Source organism: Clostridium sp. B9, assembly GCF_050509515.1.
GTDB lineage: Bacteria > Bacillota > Clostridia > Clostridiales > Clostridiaceae > Sarcina.
In genome coordinates this window covers 3,282,885-3,301,293 of record NZ_JBNWKA010000003.1, presented here as the reverse complement: position 1 = coordinate 3,301,293, position 18,409 = coordinate 3,282,885, and the positions used below count along the sequence as shown (strand labels likewise).

The 18,409-nt window shown below is 31.0% G+C and carries 15 protein-coding genes; 14 read left to right on the top strand and 1 reads right to left on the bottom strand.

The window, feature by feature from the left end; translation table 11 throughout:
• Window positions 1-68: 68 nt before the first annotated feature.
• The gene (gene pyk, locus ACQZHJ_RS14625; protein ID WP_430486289.1) at window positions 69-1,493 is read right to left on the bottom strand and encodes a pyruvate kinase; all 1,425 of its coding nucleotides are present in this window, start codon (window positions 1,491-1,493) and stop codon (window positions 69-71) included.
• 122 nt (window positions 1,494-1,615) lie between these two features.
• Here pyk and ACQZHJ_RS14620 point away from each other — a divergent pair, with 122 nt between their 5' ends.
• From ACQZHJ_RS14620 to rodA, 14 genes are all read left to right on the top strand, one after another.
• The gene (locus ACQZHJ_RS14620) at window positions 1,616-3,067 is read left to right on the top strand and encodes an aminoacyl-histidine dipeptidase (protein ID WP_430486288.1); all 1,452 of its coding nucleotides are present in this window, start codon (window positions 1,616-1,618) and stop codon (window positions 3,065-3,067) included.
• A gap of 229 nt (window positions 3,068-3,296) precedes the next feature.
• Complete coding sequence (locus ACQZHJ_RS14615) at window positions 3,297-4,121, top strand: PHP domain-containing protein (protein WP_430486287.1); 825 nt, start codon at window positions 3,297-3,299, stop codon at window positions 4,119-4,121.
• A 166-nt stretch (window positions 4,122-4,287) separates the two neighbouring features.
• Complete coding sequence (locus ACQZHJ_RS14610) at window positions 4,288-5,094, top strand: SPOR domain-containing protein (protein WP_430486286.1); 807 nt, start codon at window positions 4,288-4,290, stop codon at window positions 5,092-5,094.
• A 225-nt stretch (window positions 5,095-5,319) separates the two neighbouring features.
• A complete protein-coding gene (locus ACQZHJ_RS14605) occupies window positions 5,320-5,898 on the top strand; it encodes a Maf-like protein (protein WP_430486285.1) in 579 nt (192 codons plus the stop codon).
• A 45-nt stretch (window positions 5,899-5,943) separates the two neighbouring features.
• The gene (radC, locus tag ACQZHJ_RS14600) at window positions 5,944-6,627 is read left to right on the top strand and encodes a RadC family protein (protein WP_430486284.1); all 684 of its coding nucleotides are present in this window, start codon (window positions 5,944-5,946) and stop codon (window positions 6,625-6,627) included.
• Between the two features lie 19 nt (window positions 6,628-6,646).
• Window positions 6,647-7,675, top strand: a complete 1,029-nt coding sequence (locus ACQZHJ_RS14595) for a rod shape-determining protein (protein WP_430486283.1) — start codon at window positions 6,647-6,649, stop codon at window positions 7,673-7,675.
• Window positions 7,676-7,678: 3 nt separating this feature from the next.
• On the top strand, window positions 7,679-8,530 hold the full coding sequence (mreC, locus tag ACQZHJ_RS14590) for a rod shape-determining protein MreC (protein WP_430486282.1): 852 nt from the start codon (window positions 7,679-7,681) through the stop codon (window positions 8,528-8,530).
• Between the two features lie 16 nt (window positions 8,531-8,546).
• Window positions 8,547-9,044, top strand: a complete 498-nt coding sequence (gene mreD, locus ACQZHJ_RS14585; protein WP_430486281.1) for a rod shape-determining protein MreD — start codon at window positions 8,547-8,549, stop codon at window positions 9,042-9,044.
• Between the two features lie 8 nt (window positions 9,045-9,052).
• Entirely contained in the window at window positions 9,053-11,992 is a 2,940-nt protein-coding gene (locus tag ACQZHJ_RS14580) for a penicillin-binding transpeptidase domain-containing protein (RefSeq protein ID WP_430486280.1), read from the top strand.
• Between the two features lie 90 nt (window positions 11,993-12,082).
• Window positions 12,083-15,076, top strand: a complete 2,994-nt coding sequence (locus ACQZHJ_RS14575; RefSeq protein WP_430486279.1) for a penicillin-binding transpeptidase domain-containing protein — start codon at window positions 12,083-12,085, stop codon at window positions 15,074-15,076.
• Between the two features lie 260 nt (window positions 15,077-15,336).
• Complete coding sequence (gene minC / locus ACQZHJ_RS14570) at window positions 15,337-15,975, top strand: septum site-determining protein MinC (RefSeq protein ID WP_430486278.1); 639 nt, start codon at window positions 15,337-15,339, stop codon at window positions 15,973-15,975.
• A 33-nt stretch (window positions 15,976-16,008) separates the two neighbouring features.
• Window positions 16,009-16,806: a septum site-determining protein MinD gene (gene minD, locus ACQZHJ_RS14565; protein ID WP_430486277.1), complete on the top strand. Its 798-nt coding sequence runs from the start codon at window positions 16,009-16,011 to the stop codon at window positions 16,804-16,806.
• A 15-nt stretch (window positions 16,807-16,821) separates the two neighbouring features.
• A complete protein-coding gene (minE, locus tag ACQZHJ_RS14560) occupies window positions 16,822-17,094 on the top strand; it encodes a cell division topological specificity factor MinE (protein WP_430486276.1) in 273 nt (90 codons plus the stop codon).
• A gap of 151 nt (window positions 17,095-17,245) precedes the next feature.
• A complete protein-coding gene (gene rodA / locus ACQZHJ_RS14555; RefSeq protein ID WP_430486275.1) occupies window positions 17,246-18,370 on the top strand; it encodes a rod shape-determining protein RodA in 1,125 nt (374 codons plus the stop codon).
• The last annotated feature ends 39 nt before the right edge of the window (window positions 18,371-18,409 follow it).

Genomic DNA, 18,409 nt, shown 5'->3' with positions numbered 1-18,409 from the left:
GAATTTCACTAAGAATTTATAGAATTAGAAAAGGATAGTATTCTAAAATACTATCCTTTTGTATTTAATTAGATTTTTTCAATTTTTAGCATATTTGTTCCACCAGTTACTGAGGTTGGGAAGCCTGCTGCAACCATAATATTATCACCAGATTTAGCTATGTCATATTCTTCAGCAACTTTTCTAGCTTCTTTTACAATCTCGTCTGTACTATTGAAGTAAGCACATTTTTTTGAGATTATTCCAAAGTTAAGAGCTAAGCTTCGTCTAACTTTTTCATATGGAGTGATTGCTATTATTGGGCAACTAGGTTTGTATTTTGATAAAATCTTAGCTGTTGCACCAGTTTGAGTAGCAGCCACTATAGCCTTAGTTGGAAATTTGCTAGCTGTTTTTGATGCTGAGTAACTTATAGCATCTGCAAATGCATCTGGATTTGGATTTGGATCTTTTAATCTTCTTAAAAGATAATTATAATCTAAGTTTGCTTCGGCTTTTTTAGCTATTTTAGACATTGTTGTAGCTGATTCAATAGGGAAGCTTCCAGAAGCACTTTCTCCACTAAGCATTATAGCATCTGTACCATCAAAGATAGCATTACATACGTCAGAAGCTTCTGCTCTAGTAGGTCTTGGATTTCTTATCATTGAATCTAGCATTTGAGTAGCTGTTATAACTACTTTACCTGCCTGGTTACATTTTTTTATGATTTCTTTTTGGATTATCGGTACATTTTCAATAGGAATTTCAACACCCATATCACCTCTAGCAACCATAACTCCATCAGTAACTTTGATTATTTCATCTATGTTATCTACGCCTTCTTGGTTTTCTATTTTTGATATTATCTTAATATCTTCTCCACCGTGAGTATTTAAAATTTCTCTAACTTCTAAAACATCCTCTGGTTTTCTGATGAATGAAGCTGCCACAAAGTCAACTCCCATTTCACATCCAAATATTAAGTCTGATTTATCCTTTTCTGTTACTGCAGGTAATTTAATTTTTACATTTGGTACGTTAACACCTTTATGGTCTTTTATTGTACCACCTTCAATAACTTCACAAATTATATCTTTTCCTTTGACTTCTTTAACTTTAAATTCTAAAAGTCCATCATCAACAAGGATTGAACCACCTGGTTTTATGTCTTCATATAGTTCTGTATAAGAGATAGAGCATTTAGTGTTGTCACCTAAAATTTCATCTCCACAGGAGAATGTAAATTGGTCTCCATCTTTAAGTTCAGCTTCTCCACCTTTAAAATTATGTGTTCTTATTTTAGGACCTTTTATGTCTAATAAGATAGCGGTAGCTGATTTTTCTTCTTTTCTTAGTCTCTTAATAAGTTCTATTTTTTCTTTATGACTTTCATGGTCACCGTGAGAAAAGTTTAATCTAGCAGCATTCATACCTATTCTTATGAATTGTCTTAAAACTTCTTCTGAATCACTTGCAGGACCGATTGTAAATATCATTTTTGTTTTTTGCATAAAAACCACCTCTTTTTGTTTAAACTAAAATAGTTTAGTGATTGGTTAAAAAGTTTGATATAATAGAATAAATTATTAATTTAATTATATTTTACCACAAAAATTAGAAAGGAAGGGTAAAAATGAACGTATTAAAAGATTTACAACCACAAAGTGTTTTTAAATATTTCGAAGAAATATCACAAATTCCTAGAGGATCAGGTAATGAAAAAGGAATAAGTGATTATTTAGTTAAATTTGCAAAGGATTTAGGTCTTGAGGTTATTCAAGATGAGGCCTTAAACATAATTATAAGAAAGCCTGCAACTCCAGGATATGAAAATGCACCAGGAGTTGTAATACAAGGTCATATGGATATGGTATGTGAAAAAAATAAGGATACTATACATGATTTTGAAAAAGATCCTTTAGAGCTAAAAATAGATGGCGACTATATCTATGCTAATGGAACTACTTTAGGTGCAGACAATGGTATAGCTGTTGCCTATGGAATGGCTGTTTTAGCTTCAAATGATATTGAACATCCTGCTATGGAACTTTTAGTTACAACTGATGAAGAAGTTGGAATGGGTGGAGCTATTGCTTTAGATGGAAGCCTTATAAAAGGAAAATATCTTTTAAATATAGATTCAGAAGAAGAAGGAAAACTTTTAGTTAGTTGTGCCGGTGGAGCAAGAAATGATTTAATCATACCTGTAACATTTGGAGAAATGGGAACAGATTACGAAGTTTATGAGATTGTTTTAAGAGGACTAAAAGGTGGTCACTCTGGAATGGAAATAGATAAGCAAAGAGGAAACTCAAACAAATTAATGGGAAGAATCTTAGATGATGTAAATGCTAACTGTGATATAAGATTAATCTCAATTAATGGTGGATCAAAAACAAATGCTATTCCAAGAGAATGTGATACTTTACTAGCTATTAGAAAAAATGATATTAAAAAATTAGAAGAGCTAGTTGAAAAGTGGGATGGAATATTAAAAGCTGAATACCATGCTAATGATAGTGGTGTTAATGTTAAATTAGTTAAAAATGAGGAAAATCATAAAGTTTGTTCAAAAGAAGAAACTTTCAAAGTGATAAAAGCAATAAACTTAATGCCAGATGGTGTTGATAGTTATAGTATAGAGATGAAGGGCTTAGTCCAAAGTTCAACAAACTTAGGTGTTATACATACTGAATCAGATAAAATAGTTTTATCAGGTTCAACAAGAAGTTCTGTTGAAACATTAAAAACTAAGATACTTACTCAAATAGCTGATATAGCTGAAGTTTTAGGTGGAGAATTTGAAATACATGCACCATACCCAGCTTGGCAGTATAATCCAGAGTCAGAAATAAGAGAACTTTGCAGTGATGTATATGAAAAAATGACAGGAGAAAAACCAGAAATAATTGCAATTCATGCTGGATTAGAATGTGGATTATTAGGAGAAAAGGTAGATGGATTAGACATGATTTCATTTGGACCTAATATGTATGATGTTCATACTCCAAATGAGCATGTAAGTATATCATCAGTTCAAAATGTTTGGGATTTCTTAATTCAAATATTAAAAGTTATAAAATAGTATATAAAAGCATATTTGTTAAAATAATATTAAGAGAACTAGGTTAAGTATAATGAATATTTATACTTAACCTAGTCTTTTATTCATCTCAATACACATATAAAGAACTGGTTTATTGATTAAATGATACCTTTTATTGTATAAATTTTAAATAATATCTATAAAAATAAGAAGGGAGGAGTTGCCTACGATTTATAAAGACTTATAAGATTGTGGCAACAGGATATATATGGAGTTGATTAGAGCAGATTTACATATGCATACTAGAGCATCAGATGGAACACTAATGCCTAGAGAATTATTAAAAGAGATAGTGGAAAAAGACATAAAATTATTCTCAGTAACAGACCATGATTCAATAGGAAGTTTAGAAGAAATGCAAGAGCTAACAAAGGAAATGGATTTAAAGTTTATTCCTGGAGTTGAAGTTTCAAGCATAATAAATGGAGAGCAGTTTCATATATTAGCTTATAATTTTGATAAGAATAATAAAAAATTATTAGATTTAATAGCAAATAATGATAGGCTTCTTCAAAAGAAAGATGATGATTCAATAAGGATGTTAATAGAGGCAGGATATGATATAGATTTTAATGATTATTTAGCTTATGAGCATGATCCTTCAAAAGGTGGGTGGAAAACACTTAACTTCTTAATTGATAGAGGAATATGCAAAAATATAGATGAATTCTTTAATAAGGTGTTTATTGGGGAAAGAGCATTGAGATATCCAGAGTTTCCACATCCAAAGGATGTTATAAAAACTATTAAAGAAGCGGGTGGAATAGTAGTTTTAGCTCATCCTAAGTATGGTAAATCACAATTTAAGCTGGATAAAATGATTGAACTTTTCAAAGAATGGGGAATTCAAGGTATAGAATGTTATCATCCACATCATGATGAAGAAACTATAAAATATTTAGTTGATTATTGTAAGAAAAATAATTTAATAATAACAGGCGGATCTGATTACCATGGAGGGTTAATTTCTAAGAGAAGCTTAGGAACACCAGAATTTTATACAAGAAAAGATTTGCTTGATAAGCAGTTATAAACAAAGCTCTATTAAGAAAGAAGTTTTAGTACTTTTATCTTAGTAGAGTTTTTATTTGTTATGTAATTGTTAATTTTTGCAAAAATGATTTAGAATAGAAGGAATTTTACATAATTTGTAAAATAAATATAGTTAGGACTATAATAAAGAAAGGTTGGGGGGAAGAGTGAAGTACACCAGAATTGATGTGAAAAATAAGAAAAAAGGCAGCAATAATAACAATAATAATGATGGAAAGAATTTTATATTGCTTTTTGTTGGAGTTATTGTTGTAGCACTTGTTATATCAACTATAATGTCTAGGTTCATATGGCCAGAGGGAAAAAAATCGAGCGAAGATGTAACAACTAGTGCAGGAGCAATAAATGAAGGGGATAAAAATGGAGAAGCTGATAAGCCAAGTGAGGATAAAGGCGCAGCTGAAGAAGAGAAACCAAAGGATACTAATAAACCAGTTGCGGAGAATACTGAGGGAAAAGAGTATGTTATGGTTCAATGTGGATTCTATTCAAATAAAGAGAATGCTAATAAGGTTAAAGCAGATTTAGAAGATGAATATATAGCAGTATCAATTAGTGAAGCAGAAAATTATAGAGTTATAGTTCATATTGGAAGTGAAGAAGATGCAAATAAGCTTTCTGAAGAACTAACTGCAAAGGGAGTAAGCAATGCTAAGGCGAGATTTATTGTTCCTAAGGCTGATTTATGTAGCAATGAAATAATAGAAATAGTTAACGGATATGTAAATATAATAAATAAGTTGAAAGAGGATTCAGTTAAGGGAGTTAAGACTACTGAATTTAAAGAATGGGTAAATGGATTAGAAGAGGATACTAAATCAGAATACTATCCTACATTCCAAGAACTTAAAGCAGGAATTAATGAAATTCCTGAAGAAATAACTAAAGAAAATATAGAGGAAAGTTATCAAATGGTTTTTGATGCTTTAAATAAATTTAGAGTAAACAAATAATTGTAATTTATTTTTAATTTCTAAGTGCATATTTTTAAATTATAATAAAAATGAAAGAGTTTAAATCTCTTTCATTTTTTTCTTTATAATTTGCACTATGCGTATATTTATACTTGTTTATAAAAATAATAAATGATAAACTATATAAGATAAGAATATAATGCCTTATTTTAGGGAAAATAAGATTGTTTGAGGGCTTTATATATTGCAAGGTAAGGTGAAAAAATGAAGGTTATTTTAGCATCAAAATCTCCTAGAAGATTAGAGATTTTAGAGAAGTTAGTAAAAGAGTTTCAAGTAATTGAATCGGACTTCGATGAAGACACAATATCTTATGAGGGAGATATTGAAAAGTATGTTAAAGATTTGTCTAGAAATAAAGCTATAGAGGTTTCAAGTAGAATCAAAGAACCATCTATAGTTATTGCTGCGGATACGGTTGTTTTTCATGATGGTAAAGTTTTGGAAAAACCTAAGTGTGAAGAAGATGTATTCAGTATGTTATCTTCATTAAGTGGCAATACTCATAAGGTGTATTCGGGTATTTGTGTTATAAATACCGAAAATGATACTGTTGTAACTGATTATGACTGTACAGAAGTTAGTTTTTCAGAATTAACAGATAGACAAATAAGAAATTACATAAATTCTGGTGAGCCTATGGATAAAGCAGGAGCTTATGGTATTCAAGGCTTAGGTGGCGCTTTTGTAGAGGGAATAAAAGGATGTTATTACAATGTCATGGGATTGCCCTTGAATAAGTTATACAAAATCTTAGAAACATATAACATAACAATATTATAAAATTACTTTCAAAGGGCATGTTAAATTTCTAATAAGGAGTGAAATATGTCTGATAACTTAAAAATTACTGAAATGCAAGAAAATGAGAGGCCAAGGGAAAGGCTTTTATACTATGGACCTCAGAGTTTATCAAATGAAGAGCTTTTAGCAATAATACTTAGAACTGGGAATAAGGATTCAAATGTAGTTGAATTGTCTTATAAAATTATACATAGTGTTGGTGGATTAAGAGGACTTTTTAAAGCTTCTGCAAAGGAGTTAATGAAAGTCAAAGGAGTAAAAGAGGCTAAAGCAACTCAAATATTAGCAATGTGTGAATTGTACAGAAGGTTCAAAACTTCAGAACTTACACAAGTTAAGGTTTCAAAGCCTTCTGATGTAGCTGAATTAGTTATGGATGAACTTAGAATGCTACAACAAGAGGTTTTAATTGTTGTGACTCTTGATACTAAAAATAAAGTGATATCCAAAAAAGAAATATTCAGAGGTGGATTAAATTCTTCTTTGGTTCATCCAAGAGAGATATTTAAAGAAGCTGTAAAGGAAAGTGCAGCATCTATAATTATATGTCACAATCATCCTTCGGGTGACCCAACACCGAGTAAAGATGATATAAACATAACAATAAGACTCAAAGAGTGTGGGCAAATGATGGGTATTGAGCTTTTAGATCATTTAATAATAGGAGATAACAGATTCATAAGTCTTAAAGAAAAAGACATATTGTGATTAGGAAAGGGGATTAAAAATGGGTTTATTTAATTTTGGAATGACAAAGGACATGGGTATAGATTTAGGTACTGCAAATACTTTAGTATTTGTTAAAGGAAAGGGTATCGTATTAAGAGAACCTTCAGTTGTTGCTATAAACAACTTAACAAAAAAATCATTAGCAGTTGGTACAGAGGCTAAACAAATGATAGGTAGAACGCCAGGAAACATTGTTGCTATAAGACCAATGAAAGATGGAGTTATTGCAGACTTTGATGTTACTCAAACAATGCTTAAAAAATTTATCGAAAAGATAACTAATAAGAGCACATTCGCAAGCCCAAGAATAATAGTATGCTTCCCTTCAGGAGTAACTGAAGTTGAAAGAAGAGCTATAGAAGAAGCTACTAAGCAAGCTGGAGCAAGAGAAGTAATATTAATGGAAGAGCCAATGGCAGCAGCTATCGGAGCAGGTCTTCCAGTTGATGAACCTACAGGAAGTATGATTGTTGATATCGGTGGAGGTACAACTGAGGTTGCTATAATATCTTTAGGTGGAATAGTTACTAGCAAATCATTAAGAGTTGCAGGTGATGAATTAGATCAATCAATAATCAACTATATTAAGAGAGAATATAACTTAATGATAGGTGAAAGAACAGCTGAGCAAATTAAAATGGAAATAGGATCAGCTTATAAGGCAGATGCAGATGAAGAAGAATTAACAATGGACATAAAAGGAAGAGACTTAATTACAGGTCTTCCAAAGGTTGTTGTTGTTGATGCTGGTCAAATAAGAAATGCTTTAAAAGAGCCTGTTTCATCAATAATAGAATCAATCAAGACTACTTTAGAAAAAACACCACCTGAGTTAGCAGCTGATATTATGGATAAAGGAATTATGTTAGCTGGTGGCGGTGCAATGTTAAAAGGATTAGACGAACTTATATTAAAAGAAACAGGAATGCCTGTTCATATAGCTGAATCACCTCTTGACTGTGTAGTATTAGGTACAGGAAAAGCTTTAGATAAGTTTGACTTAATTCTTAAACAACAAAGAGGATAGAATATGAGATTCTTCAAGAATAAACTGGCAGTAACTGTTATAGTACTGTCAGTTGCCTTTTTAGGAATAATTATTTTTACCGTTAAGAGTGATTCTAAAAATCCAGTTTCAAGTGGTGTTGGTAAGGTTTTAAATCCGGTACAGAAATTAGTATATACAGCAAGCGATAAGGTGCATGATGTTTTTGATTTCTTTTATAATTTTTCAGATGTAAAAAATGAAAATGATGAGTTAAAGAAAAAAAACTTAGAATTAGAAAATAAATTGGTAGAATACAATGAACTTAAGAGACAGAATGAAGTTTTAAGAGATGTTGTTGATTTTACTAAAGAGAATGGCCAATATAAATATGTTGGAACAAACATAATCGGAAAAAGTGGAGATAGCTTTGTTGAAGGATATACAATTGATAAAGGCTCAAATGATGGTATAAAGAAAGATTACATAGTTATATCTCCAAATGGATTAGTTGGAGTGGTTACGGAAGTACATTCAAGCTGGTCAAAAATTCAAACATTATTAAATGAAAATGTTGCTGTGGCAGCTGTTGTTGAAGGTGAGTCAAATTCAGGAGACGGAATAGTTAAAGGGTATAGAGTTGGTAATGAAATGCAAGTAGAAATAACTAATTTACCTATGAATTCAACGATTAAAAAAGGTGATGTAGTTGTTACATCAGGACTTGGTGGATATTATCCAAAAGGACTAAGAATAGGAGAAGTAACTTCTGTTCAGGAGGACGATGTTAAGGTAATGAAAACTGCAATTTTAAAGACATATATAGATTTTAATAATTTACAAGAATTATTTGTAGTTGTGCCACCAGCAGAGAGAGATGGTATAGTTAAGTACTAAGAAAAGAGGTAATAAGTTGAAAAGATTAATTTTAATATTAATATGTATTTTATTATTTATTATAGATAATAGTTTGATGCCTTTTTTTGCAATAAAAGGTATTTATCCAAGCTTATTATTCACTTTCGCAGTACTATACTCTATAATGAGTGGTTATTGGGAAGCACTTTTTATAGGTGTTTTTTCAGGATTCCTTCAAGATGTTTATTTTGTAAATGTATTTGGAGTAAATATGCTAGTAAACATGCTGTCATGTTTAGTTGCAGCTTACATAGGTGAGAGTGTATTTAAGCATAAAAAATTTGTTCCAGTGCTTTCAGTTGGAATACTTACTATAATAAAATTCTTTGCCGTAGCACTTGTATTATGGTTTATAAACATAAAGATAAACCTTTTAAATTTTTGGATTATGGTTTTATACAATATATTTGTAGGGTTCTTTATGTATAATTGGGTTTACAAGATGTGTAACAGAGATCTTATGAAGAGAGAGTGGAAAATAAGTAAAAAATAGGTGGTTTGATGAGGTTTACTAATAGTGGAAAAGCGTCAGTAGATAGATATAAGATCCTTATAGGGATTATGATTGCAATATTTATTGGTATCATAATAAGGTTAGTATATCTTCAAGTTTTCAATTATGAGGAATATAAGGGGCGAGCAGATACAAGATCCATGAGATTTCTATCAGAACAGGCTCCTAGAGGGAAAATTTACGATAGTAATGGGGATGTTTTAGCTACTAATAGACAAACTTATACATTAACATTTACGGAGACTGATGAGTCAAATAAAAATTTCTATACAACAATTGATGAAGTGTATGATATTTTAAAGACTCACAATCAAAGTGCATTAGACAACTTTAAACTTAGGATAAATGATCAAGGTGAACTTTACTTTGATGTTACAGGAAATGCTGAAGAGTTAAGATTCAAGAAGGATATAGGCTTAAATGATGAAGTTAAGAAAAAACTTTATCCTAAACAAGAGGGAGATTTAACACTTGAGCAAGAGGATAAGATAGATGAAGAGCTTATGAAAATTACTCCGGATCAAGTATTTGCATACTTAGTAAAACAATATAAGCTTTATGATTTATTAAATCCTACAAAAGAACAGATAAAAGAGTATGAGAAAATGGACTCACAAGAAATAACTGATATTCTTTTAAAGAAATATTCTCTAGAGCAATTAAGAGGATATATGGTTATTAAAAATGCTATAAAAATGCAGAGTTTTTCAGGGTATAAACCTGTTACTATAGCAAAAGATATAGATAAGAACACAGCCTTTGATTTTTATCAAAAGCTTAATGATTTACCAGGAATAGATGTATCTATAGAGCCAATGAGATACTATCCATATAATGAATTAGCATCATCAGTAATTGGATATGTTTCTTCAATAAATGGAGATCAAAAGTCTAAGTACGAAGCAAAAGGATATGATGCTTCTACTGATCTTATTGGTAAGGCTGGCATTGAGTCTGCTTTTGAAAATGAATTAAAAGGTGTTAAGGGTGGAACTACAGTAAAAGTAAACTCTTCTGGAAGAAAAACAGAGGAACTTTATGATTTGGAATCTTACCCAGGAAATAATGTTAACTTAACAATAGATAAAGATATTCAATATTCAGCAGAAACTATGTTGAAATACACATTGAATTATCTTCAAAACTTATCTCCAAGTGATGGGATTGATACTAGAAATGCTACAAGAGGAGCAGCTGTTGCTATAGAAGTTGATACAGGAAAGATCTTAGCGTTAGTTAGTGAACCTGGATTTAATCCAAATGAGTTTGCTAAAGGAGAGTTGAATCCAGATGTAGCAAAAGAATACTTCCAACCAGACTATGAAGCTTTTGCTCAAAAAATAATATCAAGGGATGGGCTAAGTAAAACAGTAGATGACTTGTTTCCAAAGGATTCTAAAACAGGAGTTAGAGAAGATAGATATGATTTATATCCAAAAAGGTTCTTTAACTATGCTACATTGGGGTTAGTTCCACCAGGATCTACCTTTAAGCCGGTCACAGCAACTGCGGGGTTACAGGATGGTGTTATAAATTCGGGATCAACAGTATATGCTAATGGACAAAATTTTGGTCAGAACTATCCTGAAATTTTTGGTAAAAATTCTGCTAATTTTCCAAGAGATACAAATGCTGATGGGGTTATAGATTTGAATAAAGCTTTAGCCAAATCATCAAACTCTTATTTCTATGATACTGGGGTAAAACTCTATTATGGAAATGGTGGAGATCCGTATGGAGATGGAAGATATAAGAAGAGTAGCATAGATGCGCTCGATTCAATAGCTAAGTTTTCATGGCAATATGGCTTAGGTGTTGATCCTAATTCTAATGAGAAGGCATCAACAGGAATTGAAATTTCAGAAAATTTTGGTCAAGTTTATAATTTTCAGTCATATAAGAATCAGACAATAGCTCTTATGAAATTTACTTTAGTTGATTCACTAGGAAAGGGAAGCTTCATTGGAGCAACATCTCCAGAATTTCCAAAAGTTAATATTGGTGTAGATGAAAGAGATTCTAAAGAGTTAGCTAATGCTAAAGCGAATATTAAGAAGAATATAGAAGATTCCTTAAATGAAATTGGAAATGGAAGTCCAGTAGATGAACAAAAATTATCTGATAACTTAAAAAAGAGCTTTAAGGAATTGTACAATGCTGATTCAACTTATAAGGAAAGCATAAAGAACTTTAGTGGAATAAAAGCTAAAGATGAAAATGAAAAAGTTGAAAAGGCAATAAACTTAACAGTTCAAAAAACTGTATCATGGGTAGTTGGAGACATAGCTTATCAAATAGTTTCACCTAGAAACTTAATTGACTCAGCTATAGGGCAAGGTATGAGTAACTTTACCCCAGTACAAATAGCAAGCTATGTAGCTACATTAGCTAATGGAGGAACTAGATATAAAGTTCACTTAGTTGATAGTATAACTAATCCTAATGGAAAAGTTGTAGAAAAATTTAAACCGCAAGTTTTGGGAAAGGTTGATATTTCTGAAAAAAATCTTGAGTTAATTAAGCATGGAATGTGGGAAGTTAACCATTATATAGATGGTCGTAATTCTGGTACAGGAACTCAAATTATGTCTGGTTTCCCAATACCTACAGGTGGTAAAACTGGTACAGCTACATTTAGAAATGACCAATCAGATTATGGAAGAACAGACTATGGAGTTTATATTTCATTTGCTCCATTAGATAAGCCTAAGATTGCAGTAGCAACTGTAATATATGATGGTGGTCATGGATATTTTGGTGCACAGGTTGCAAGAGCAATTTATGAAACTTACTTTAGAGAAGAACTAAAGAAGGATTATCCTAGCTACAGGCCGCATTATTATGAAGGAGATTCATATGATTTTAGTTTAAATCCACCTTTAGAGGGAATTAAGGATGGAGATATAAAAAACGAAGCTAAAAATTAGATAACTTTATATAAGTGGTTTATTAAACATATATGTGAATAGGGAATTTATTTATTAAAGTAAAGAATAAGTAAAAAAATAGGTGGTTTAATGAGATTTACGAATAATGGAAAGGAACCAGTAGATAGATATAAGATACTTATAGGTATTATGATAGCTGTTTTTGTGGGTATTGTAATAAGGTTAGTATATCTTCAAGTATTTAATTATGCTGAATACAAGGAGAGAGCTGATACAAGATCTATGAGATTTTTATCTGAACAGGCTCCTAGAGGAAAAATTTACGATAGTAATGGGGACGTTTTAGCTACCAATAGACAGACTTATACATTAACATTTACAGAAACAGATGAGTCAAAGAAAAAATTCTATACAACAATTGATAAGGTGTATGCTATTTTAAAAGAACATAATCAAAGTATATTAGATACTTTCAAATTAAGAATAAATGAGCAGGGAAAATTATACTTTGATGTTACAGGAAAAGCTGAAGAGTTAAGGTTTAAGAAGGATAGAGGATTAAATGATGAAGTTAAGAAAAAACTTTATCCTAAACAAGAAGGGGACTTAACTGTTGAACAAGAGGATAAGATAGATGAAGAGCTTATGAAAATTACTCCAGATCAAGTTTTTGCTTATCTAGTAAAAGAATATAAGCTTTATGATTTATTAAATCCTACAGATGAACAAAAAGAGGAATACAAAAAAATGGAGCCTCAACAAATAACTGATATTCTTTTAAAGAAATATTCTCTAGAGCAATTAAGAGGATATATGATAATAAAAGATGCTATAAAAATGCAAAGTTTTTCAGGATATAAACCTGTTACTATAGCAAAAGATATAGATAAGAACACAGCCTTTGATTTTTATCAAAAGCTTAATGATTTACCAGGAATAGATGTATCTATAGAGCCAATGAGATATTATCCATATGGAGAGTTAGGATCCTCAGTATTAGGATATGTGTCTGCAATAAATGGTGACCAAAAGTCTAAGTATGAAGCAAGAGGATATGATGTTTCTACAGATCTTATTGGTAAGGCTGGTATTGAAGCTGCCTTTGAGAGTGAATTAAAAGGTGTTAAGGGTGGAACTACAGTAAAAGTAAACTCTTCAGGAAGAAAAACAGAAGAGCTTTATGACTTAGAATCTTACCCAGGAAATAACGTTAATTTAACAATAGATAAGGATATTCAGTATTCAGCTGAAACTTCTATGAAGTATATATTAGATTATTTACAAACTAGAAATTCAGATGGTACAGTAAATACTAAAAATGCTACAAGAGGAGCTGCTGTTGCCATAGAAGTTGAAACTGGAAGAGTTTTAGCTTTAGTAAGTTATCCAGGATTTAATCCAAATGAATTTGCTAAAGGAGAACTGGATCCAAAGGTTGCTAAGGAATATTTCCAACCGGATTATGAAGATTTTGCACAGAAGTTTATAGCTAGAAATGCTTTAAATAAAACAGTAGATGATCTTTTCCCTAAGGATCCTAAAACGGGACTTAGAGAAGATATATATGACTTATATCCAAAGAGATTCTATAATTATGCTACATTAGGTATGATTGCACCAGGTTCTACATTTAAACCACTTACAAGTGTGGCTGCCTTAGAAGAAGGTGTTAGAACACCAACTGATACTATAAATGTTACAGAACAAAAATTTGGTAGGGCTTATCCAGAGATATTTGGTAATAACTCAGCCAACTGGCCAAGAGACCGTAACTACTTAGGTGTAGTAGATTTATATAAAGCATTAGAACGTTCATCAAACTCATATTATTTTGATGCAGCAGTAAGAATGTATTATAAAAATGGTGGGGATCCTTATGGAGATGGAAGATATAAAAAGAGCAGCACAGAGGCTTTAGATTCTATAGCTAAGTATGCATGGCAGTTTGGGTTAGGAGTAAATCCTAATTCAGATCAAAAAGCATCTACTGGAATTGAAATTTCAGAAAACTTTGGTCAAGTGTATAACTTCCAATCTTATAAGAATCAAACTATAGCTCTTATGAAATTTACTTTAGTTGATTCTCTTGAAAAAGGAAGCTTTGTTAATAATCCTTATCCTGAGTTTCCAACAGTTGATATAGGAGTAGATGAAAGAGATTCTAAGGAGCTTGCATCAGCTAAGGATTCAATTAAAAAGGATATATCTAATTCACTTAATAAAATAGGGGATGGAAATACTATTGATGAAAAAGCATTGACAGAAGCTTTGAAGAAGGATTTTAAGGCTCTTTATGAGGCTGATCCTTCTTATAAGGAAAGTATTAAAAAATTTAGTGGAATAAAAGCAGAAGATGAGGAAGCAAAGGTTGAAAAAGCAATAAATTTAACTGTACAAAAAACTGTTGCTTGGGTTGTTGGAGATATAGCTTACCAAATAGTTTCTCCAAGAAACCTTACTGACTCAGCTATTGGTCAGAGTATAAGTAACTTTACTCCAGTTCAGTTAGCAAGTTATATAGCTACATTAGCTAATGGAGGAACTAGATATAAAGTTCATTTAGTTGATAGTATAACTGATGCGAATGGAAATGTGGTTGAAGAGTTTAAACCAGAAGTTTTAAATAAAGTTGATATGTCGGAATCTACTTTAAATGCTATTAAAGAAGGTATGAGACGAGTTAACGCTGAGGGATCTGCACAGTATGTTATGTCAGGATTCCCTATACCAACAGCAGGTAAAACTGGTACAGCTACATTTAGAAATGATCAGTCAGAGTTTGGAAGAACTGACTATGGAGTTTATGTTTCTTTTGCTCCATTAGATCATCCTAAGGTTGCAGTTGCTACAGTTCTTTATGATGGTGGTCATGGATACTTTGGAGCTTCAATAGCAAAAGCTATCTATGAAACTTACTTTAGAGAAGAGTTAAAGAAAGATTATCCAGGTTATCAACCATTAAACTTTGAAAGACAGCCTTATGATTATTCTTTAAATCCGCCTTTAGAAGATATTAAGGATAAAGATATAAAGAATGAAACGGAGAATAAGGAAGAAGCACAACAATCTACAGATAAAACTAACAAAACTGATCAAGAAAATAATGCTAATTCAACAAATTAAAATAAAGCCCATGAAGATAAATTTATCTTCATGGGCTTATTTTGTGTGGGATTTTAGTAGTTAATATAAAAATCAGAGGTTTTTAATAATAAGTTTTTGAAAATAAAGTTTGTTTTTTCAAATTTTTGTTACATTATTGCATAAAGTCCTTTTATAAATGAAAAATAATTTATATAATAGAAAGTGTGAATTAAATTAATTAGAGATAGTTATACGTTCAGAATAAAAGGGGTTGTATACTTGGAGGATAGTAGTTTACTATGCGTGATGATAGAATTTTTATAAAAGGAAATAAACAAGGAATAAATGCCATAATAAACATGGATAAGTTTGGGAATTTCGATGAAATGCTTGAAACTTTAGTTGAAAAGTTGAGTAGGGGTAAGAAGTTCTATAAAGGAGCAACTTTAACCATAACTACAGATTTGAAGTATTTAAACGAAAGAGAGATATCAAAGTTAAAAGATATACTATTTGATGAAATTCTTATAAAGGACTGTGTTTTTGAAGAAAGGCTAGAAAAACAGAGCACTGTTTTTTCGGGAGTTTATGAAGGCAGAACAAAGTTTGTGAGAAAAACTGTTAGAAGTGGTCAGTGCTTAAATTATGCAGGCAATTTAATAATAATTGGAGACGTAAATAATGGCGGAGAAGTAAGAGCACATGGAAATGTCATAGTTTTAGGTGATTTAAAAGGTAAAGTGTTCGCAGGAGACAATGGAAATGGAAGTGCCATAATAGCCGCTTATTCTTTAGAACCAGAACTTATATCAATAGCTGGTAAAATAACTATATCACCAGATGATTTTGAGAAAACTGGCTATCCAGAGGTTGCTAGACTGAATGATGATAATAATGTAATTGTAGAGCCGTATTTACCAGATAAATATTCTTATTAAGAGTGATATTACATATTTTATGGAGGGAAAAGAATGGGAGTATCGATAGTAATAACATCAGGAAAAGGTGGAGTAGGTAAAACAACTACTACTGCCAACGTTGGAACAGCATTAGCAGCACAAGGAAAAAAGGTTGTCGTTGTTGATGGTGATACAGGATTAAGAAATTTAGACGTTTTAATGGGATTAGAAAATAGAATAGTTTATACAATAGTAGATGTAATTGAAAATAGATGCAGAACTAAACAAGCATTAATAAGAGATAAGAGATTTAACAACTTATACTTATTACCAACTGCTCAGACTAAAGATAAAAATGATATAAGTCCAGAGCAAATGCTAAGATTAGTAAATGAGTTAAAAGAAGAATTTGACTATGTAATATTAGACTGTCCAGCAGGTATAGAACAAGGATTTGAAAATGCCATAGTTGGAGCAGATAGAGCTATAGTAGTAGTAAATCCAGAAATAACTTCAGTTAGAGATGCTGATAGAGTAATAGGAAAGCTTGATGCTAAAGGATTAGAAAATCATGAGGTAATCGTAAATAGATTAAATTATGAAATGACTAAAAAAGGAGATATGTTAGACATATCAGATATTATAGAAACTCTTTCAGTTAAACTTCTAGGAGTAGTTCCTGATGATAGAAACATAACAGTTTCAACTAACAAGGGAGAGCCAATTGCTTTAGATGAAAAAGCAAGTGCAGGCCAAGCTTTTAGAAATATTGCTAAAAGAATAATTGGTGAAGATGTTCCAATAATGGATTTAAGTAATGAACATCAAGGAATATTCAGTTCAATACTAAAGTTATTTAGAAGAGGTTAGGAGGAGTAGAAGAAAATGAGTTTTTTAAATGTTTTTTCAAGTAAGCAAACTCCTAAACAAATAGCTAAAGATAGATTGAAGGTTATATTAATACATGATAGAGGTGAATTATCAGACGAAATTTTAGATAAAATAAGAATGGAAATATTAGATGTTTTATCTAAATATGTTGAGATAGAAAATGAGGATGTTGACATAACAGTTACAAAGTCAAATCAAGTTGAAGGAGAATCACCATCACTTGTAGCAAATATTCCTATAAAAAATATAAAAGGTAAAGCAAGATAATCAATGAATATAAGCTATTTCAAGTTTATTTGAGATAGCTTTTTATTCATATTTTAAAATGTTCAGAATTTTGTAATTCAAATTAGGTAAAAATAAAGTAACATAGTAAATAAGTTATATTAAAAAAGTTTTAAGTTTTGGAGGTACTATAATGCTTAGTAGACTAAAGTTAGATAGTAAACTAAGAAGAGAAATTGATTATAAGCTTTTAGTATCTATGATAATAATAGTACTGTTTGGGATATTGAACATATATTTAGGAACAAGATCTCAGTGGGGAGTTTTTTTCGCTAAGAAACAATTTCTATGGTTTATAATATCAATGTGTGTTTTGTACATAATACTTTTGTGGGATTATAAAATAATTTATAATTACGTAGATATATTCTATTGGGGTTCAATAGTATTGCTTATAATAACTAGATTTGCTGGTAGTGTAATCAATGGTGCTAGAGGATGGATTGTACTTGGTCCAGTAAGTATCCAGCCATCGGAAATAGCCAAAATAGCCATGATACTCATGCTGGCCAAAAAGATGGATGAAATTGATTTAAGGATTAATGATATCAGAAATTTCTTAAAGGTTGCAATGTATGCTGTAATTCCAATGATATTTATAGTTGTACAACCCGATATGGGAATGACTATGGTTTCATTTTTCATAGCTCTTGGAATATTCTTTGCAGCAGGTTTGGATATGAAGGTCATAGGTTCAGGACTTTTATCTATATTAGTAGCAATTGCCTTAGTATGGAATTCAGGACTTATAAAAGAATATCAAAAGATGAGACTTGTAGGTTTTTTAAATCCAGATGGAGATGAATTAGGAATAAACCTTCAGTTAACTCAATCAAAGATAGGAATAGGTTCAGGAGGTTTCTTTGGAACAGGGTTAGATTTAAATGGTGAGAGTGGTGGATACTCTTCAGAATTCGTTCCGGAAAGACAAACAGACTTCATATTCTCAGTAATAGGAGAACATTGGGGTACATTAGGAGGAATATTTCTTCTAACATTATACGCTATAATGATATATAGAATTATAGCAACAGCAAGGAGTTCAAAGGATATATTTGGATCCATAATATGTGTCGGGTTTGCCTCCTATTTCATATTTGCTATATTACAAAATATAGGTATGACAATAGGAATAATGCCAATCACAGGAATAACCTTACCTCTGGTGAGTTATGGAGGAAGTTCACTTTTAACCACTATTATGAGTATAGGTTTAGTTTTAAATATATCAATGAGAAAGAAAACATTAAAATTCTAATTGAAAGCATGAAAATCTTTTGGTTTTCATGCTTTTATT

Excerpts from the sequence above, each read along its gene's own strand:
- pyk (WP_430486289.1), bottom strand. The coding sequence starts at position 1,493 with ATGCAAAAAACAAAAATGATATTTACAATCGGTCCTGCAAGTGATTCA.
- ACQZHJ_RS14620 (WP_430486288.1), top strand. The coding sequence starts at position 1,616 with ATGAACGTATTAAAAGATTTACAACCACAAAGTGTTTTTAAATATTTC.
- ACQZHJ_RS14615 (WP_430486287.1), top strand. The coding sequence starts at position 3,297 with ATGGAGTTGATTAGAGCAGATTTACATATGCATACTAGAGCATCAGAT.
- ACQZHJ_RS14605 (WP_430486285.1), top strand. The coding sequence starts at position 5,320 with ATGAAGGTTATTTTAGCATCAAAATCTCCTAGAAGATTAGAGATTTTA.
- radC (WP_430486284.1), top strand. The coding sequence starts at position 5,944 with ATGTCTGATAACTTAAAAATTACTGAAATGCAAGAAAATGAGAGGCCA.
- ACQZHJ_RS14595 (WP_430486283.1), top strand. The coding sequence starts at position 6,647 with ATGGGTTTATTTAATTTTGGAATGACAAAGGACATGGGTATAGATTTA.
- mreC (WP_430486282.1), top strand. The coding sequence starts at position 7,679 with ATGAGATTCTTCAAGAATAAACTGGCAGTAACTGTTATAGTACTGTCA.
- ACQZHJ_RS14580 (WP_430486280.1), top strand. The coding sequence starts at position 9,053 with ATGAGGTTTACTAATAGTGGAAAAGCGTCAGTAGATAGATATAAGATC.
- ACQZHJ_RS14575 (WP_430486279.1), top strand. The coding sequence starts at position 12,083 with ATGAGATTTACGAATAATGGAAAGGAACCAGTAGATAGATATAAGATA.
- minC (WP_430486278.1), top strand. The coding sequence starts at position 15,337 with ATGCGTGATGATAGAATTTTTATAAAAGGAAATAAACAAGGAATAAAT.
- minD (WP_430486277.1), top strand. The coding sequence starts at position 16,009 with ATGGGAGTATCGATAGTAATAACATCAGGAAAAGGTGGAGTAGGTAAA.
- minE (WP_430486276.1), top strand. The coding sequence starts at position 16,822 with ATGAGTTTTTTAAATGTTTTTTCAAGTAAGCAAACTCCTAAACAAATA.
- rodA (WP_430486275.1), top strand. The coding sequence starts at position 17,246 with ATGCTTAGTAGACTAAAGTTAGATAGTAAACTAAGAAGAGAAATTGAT.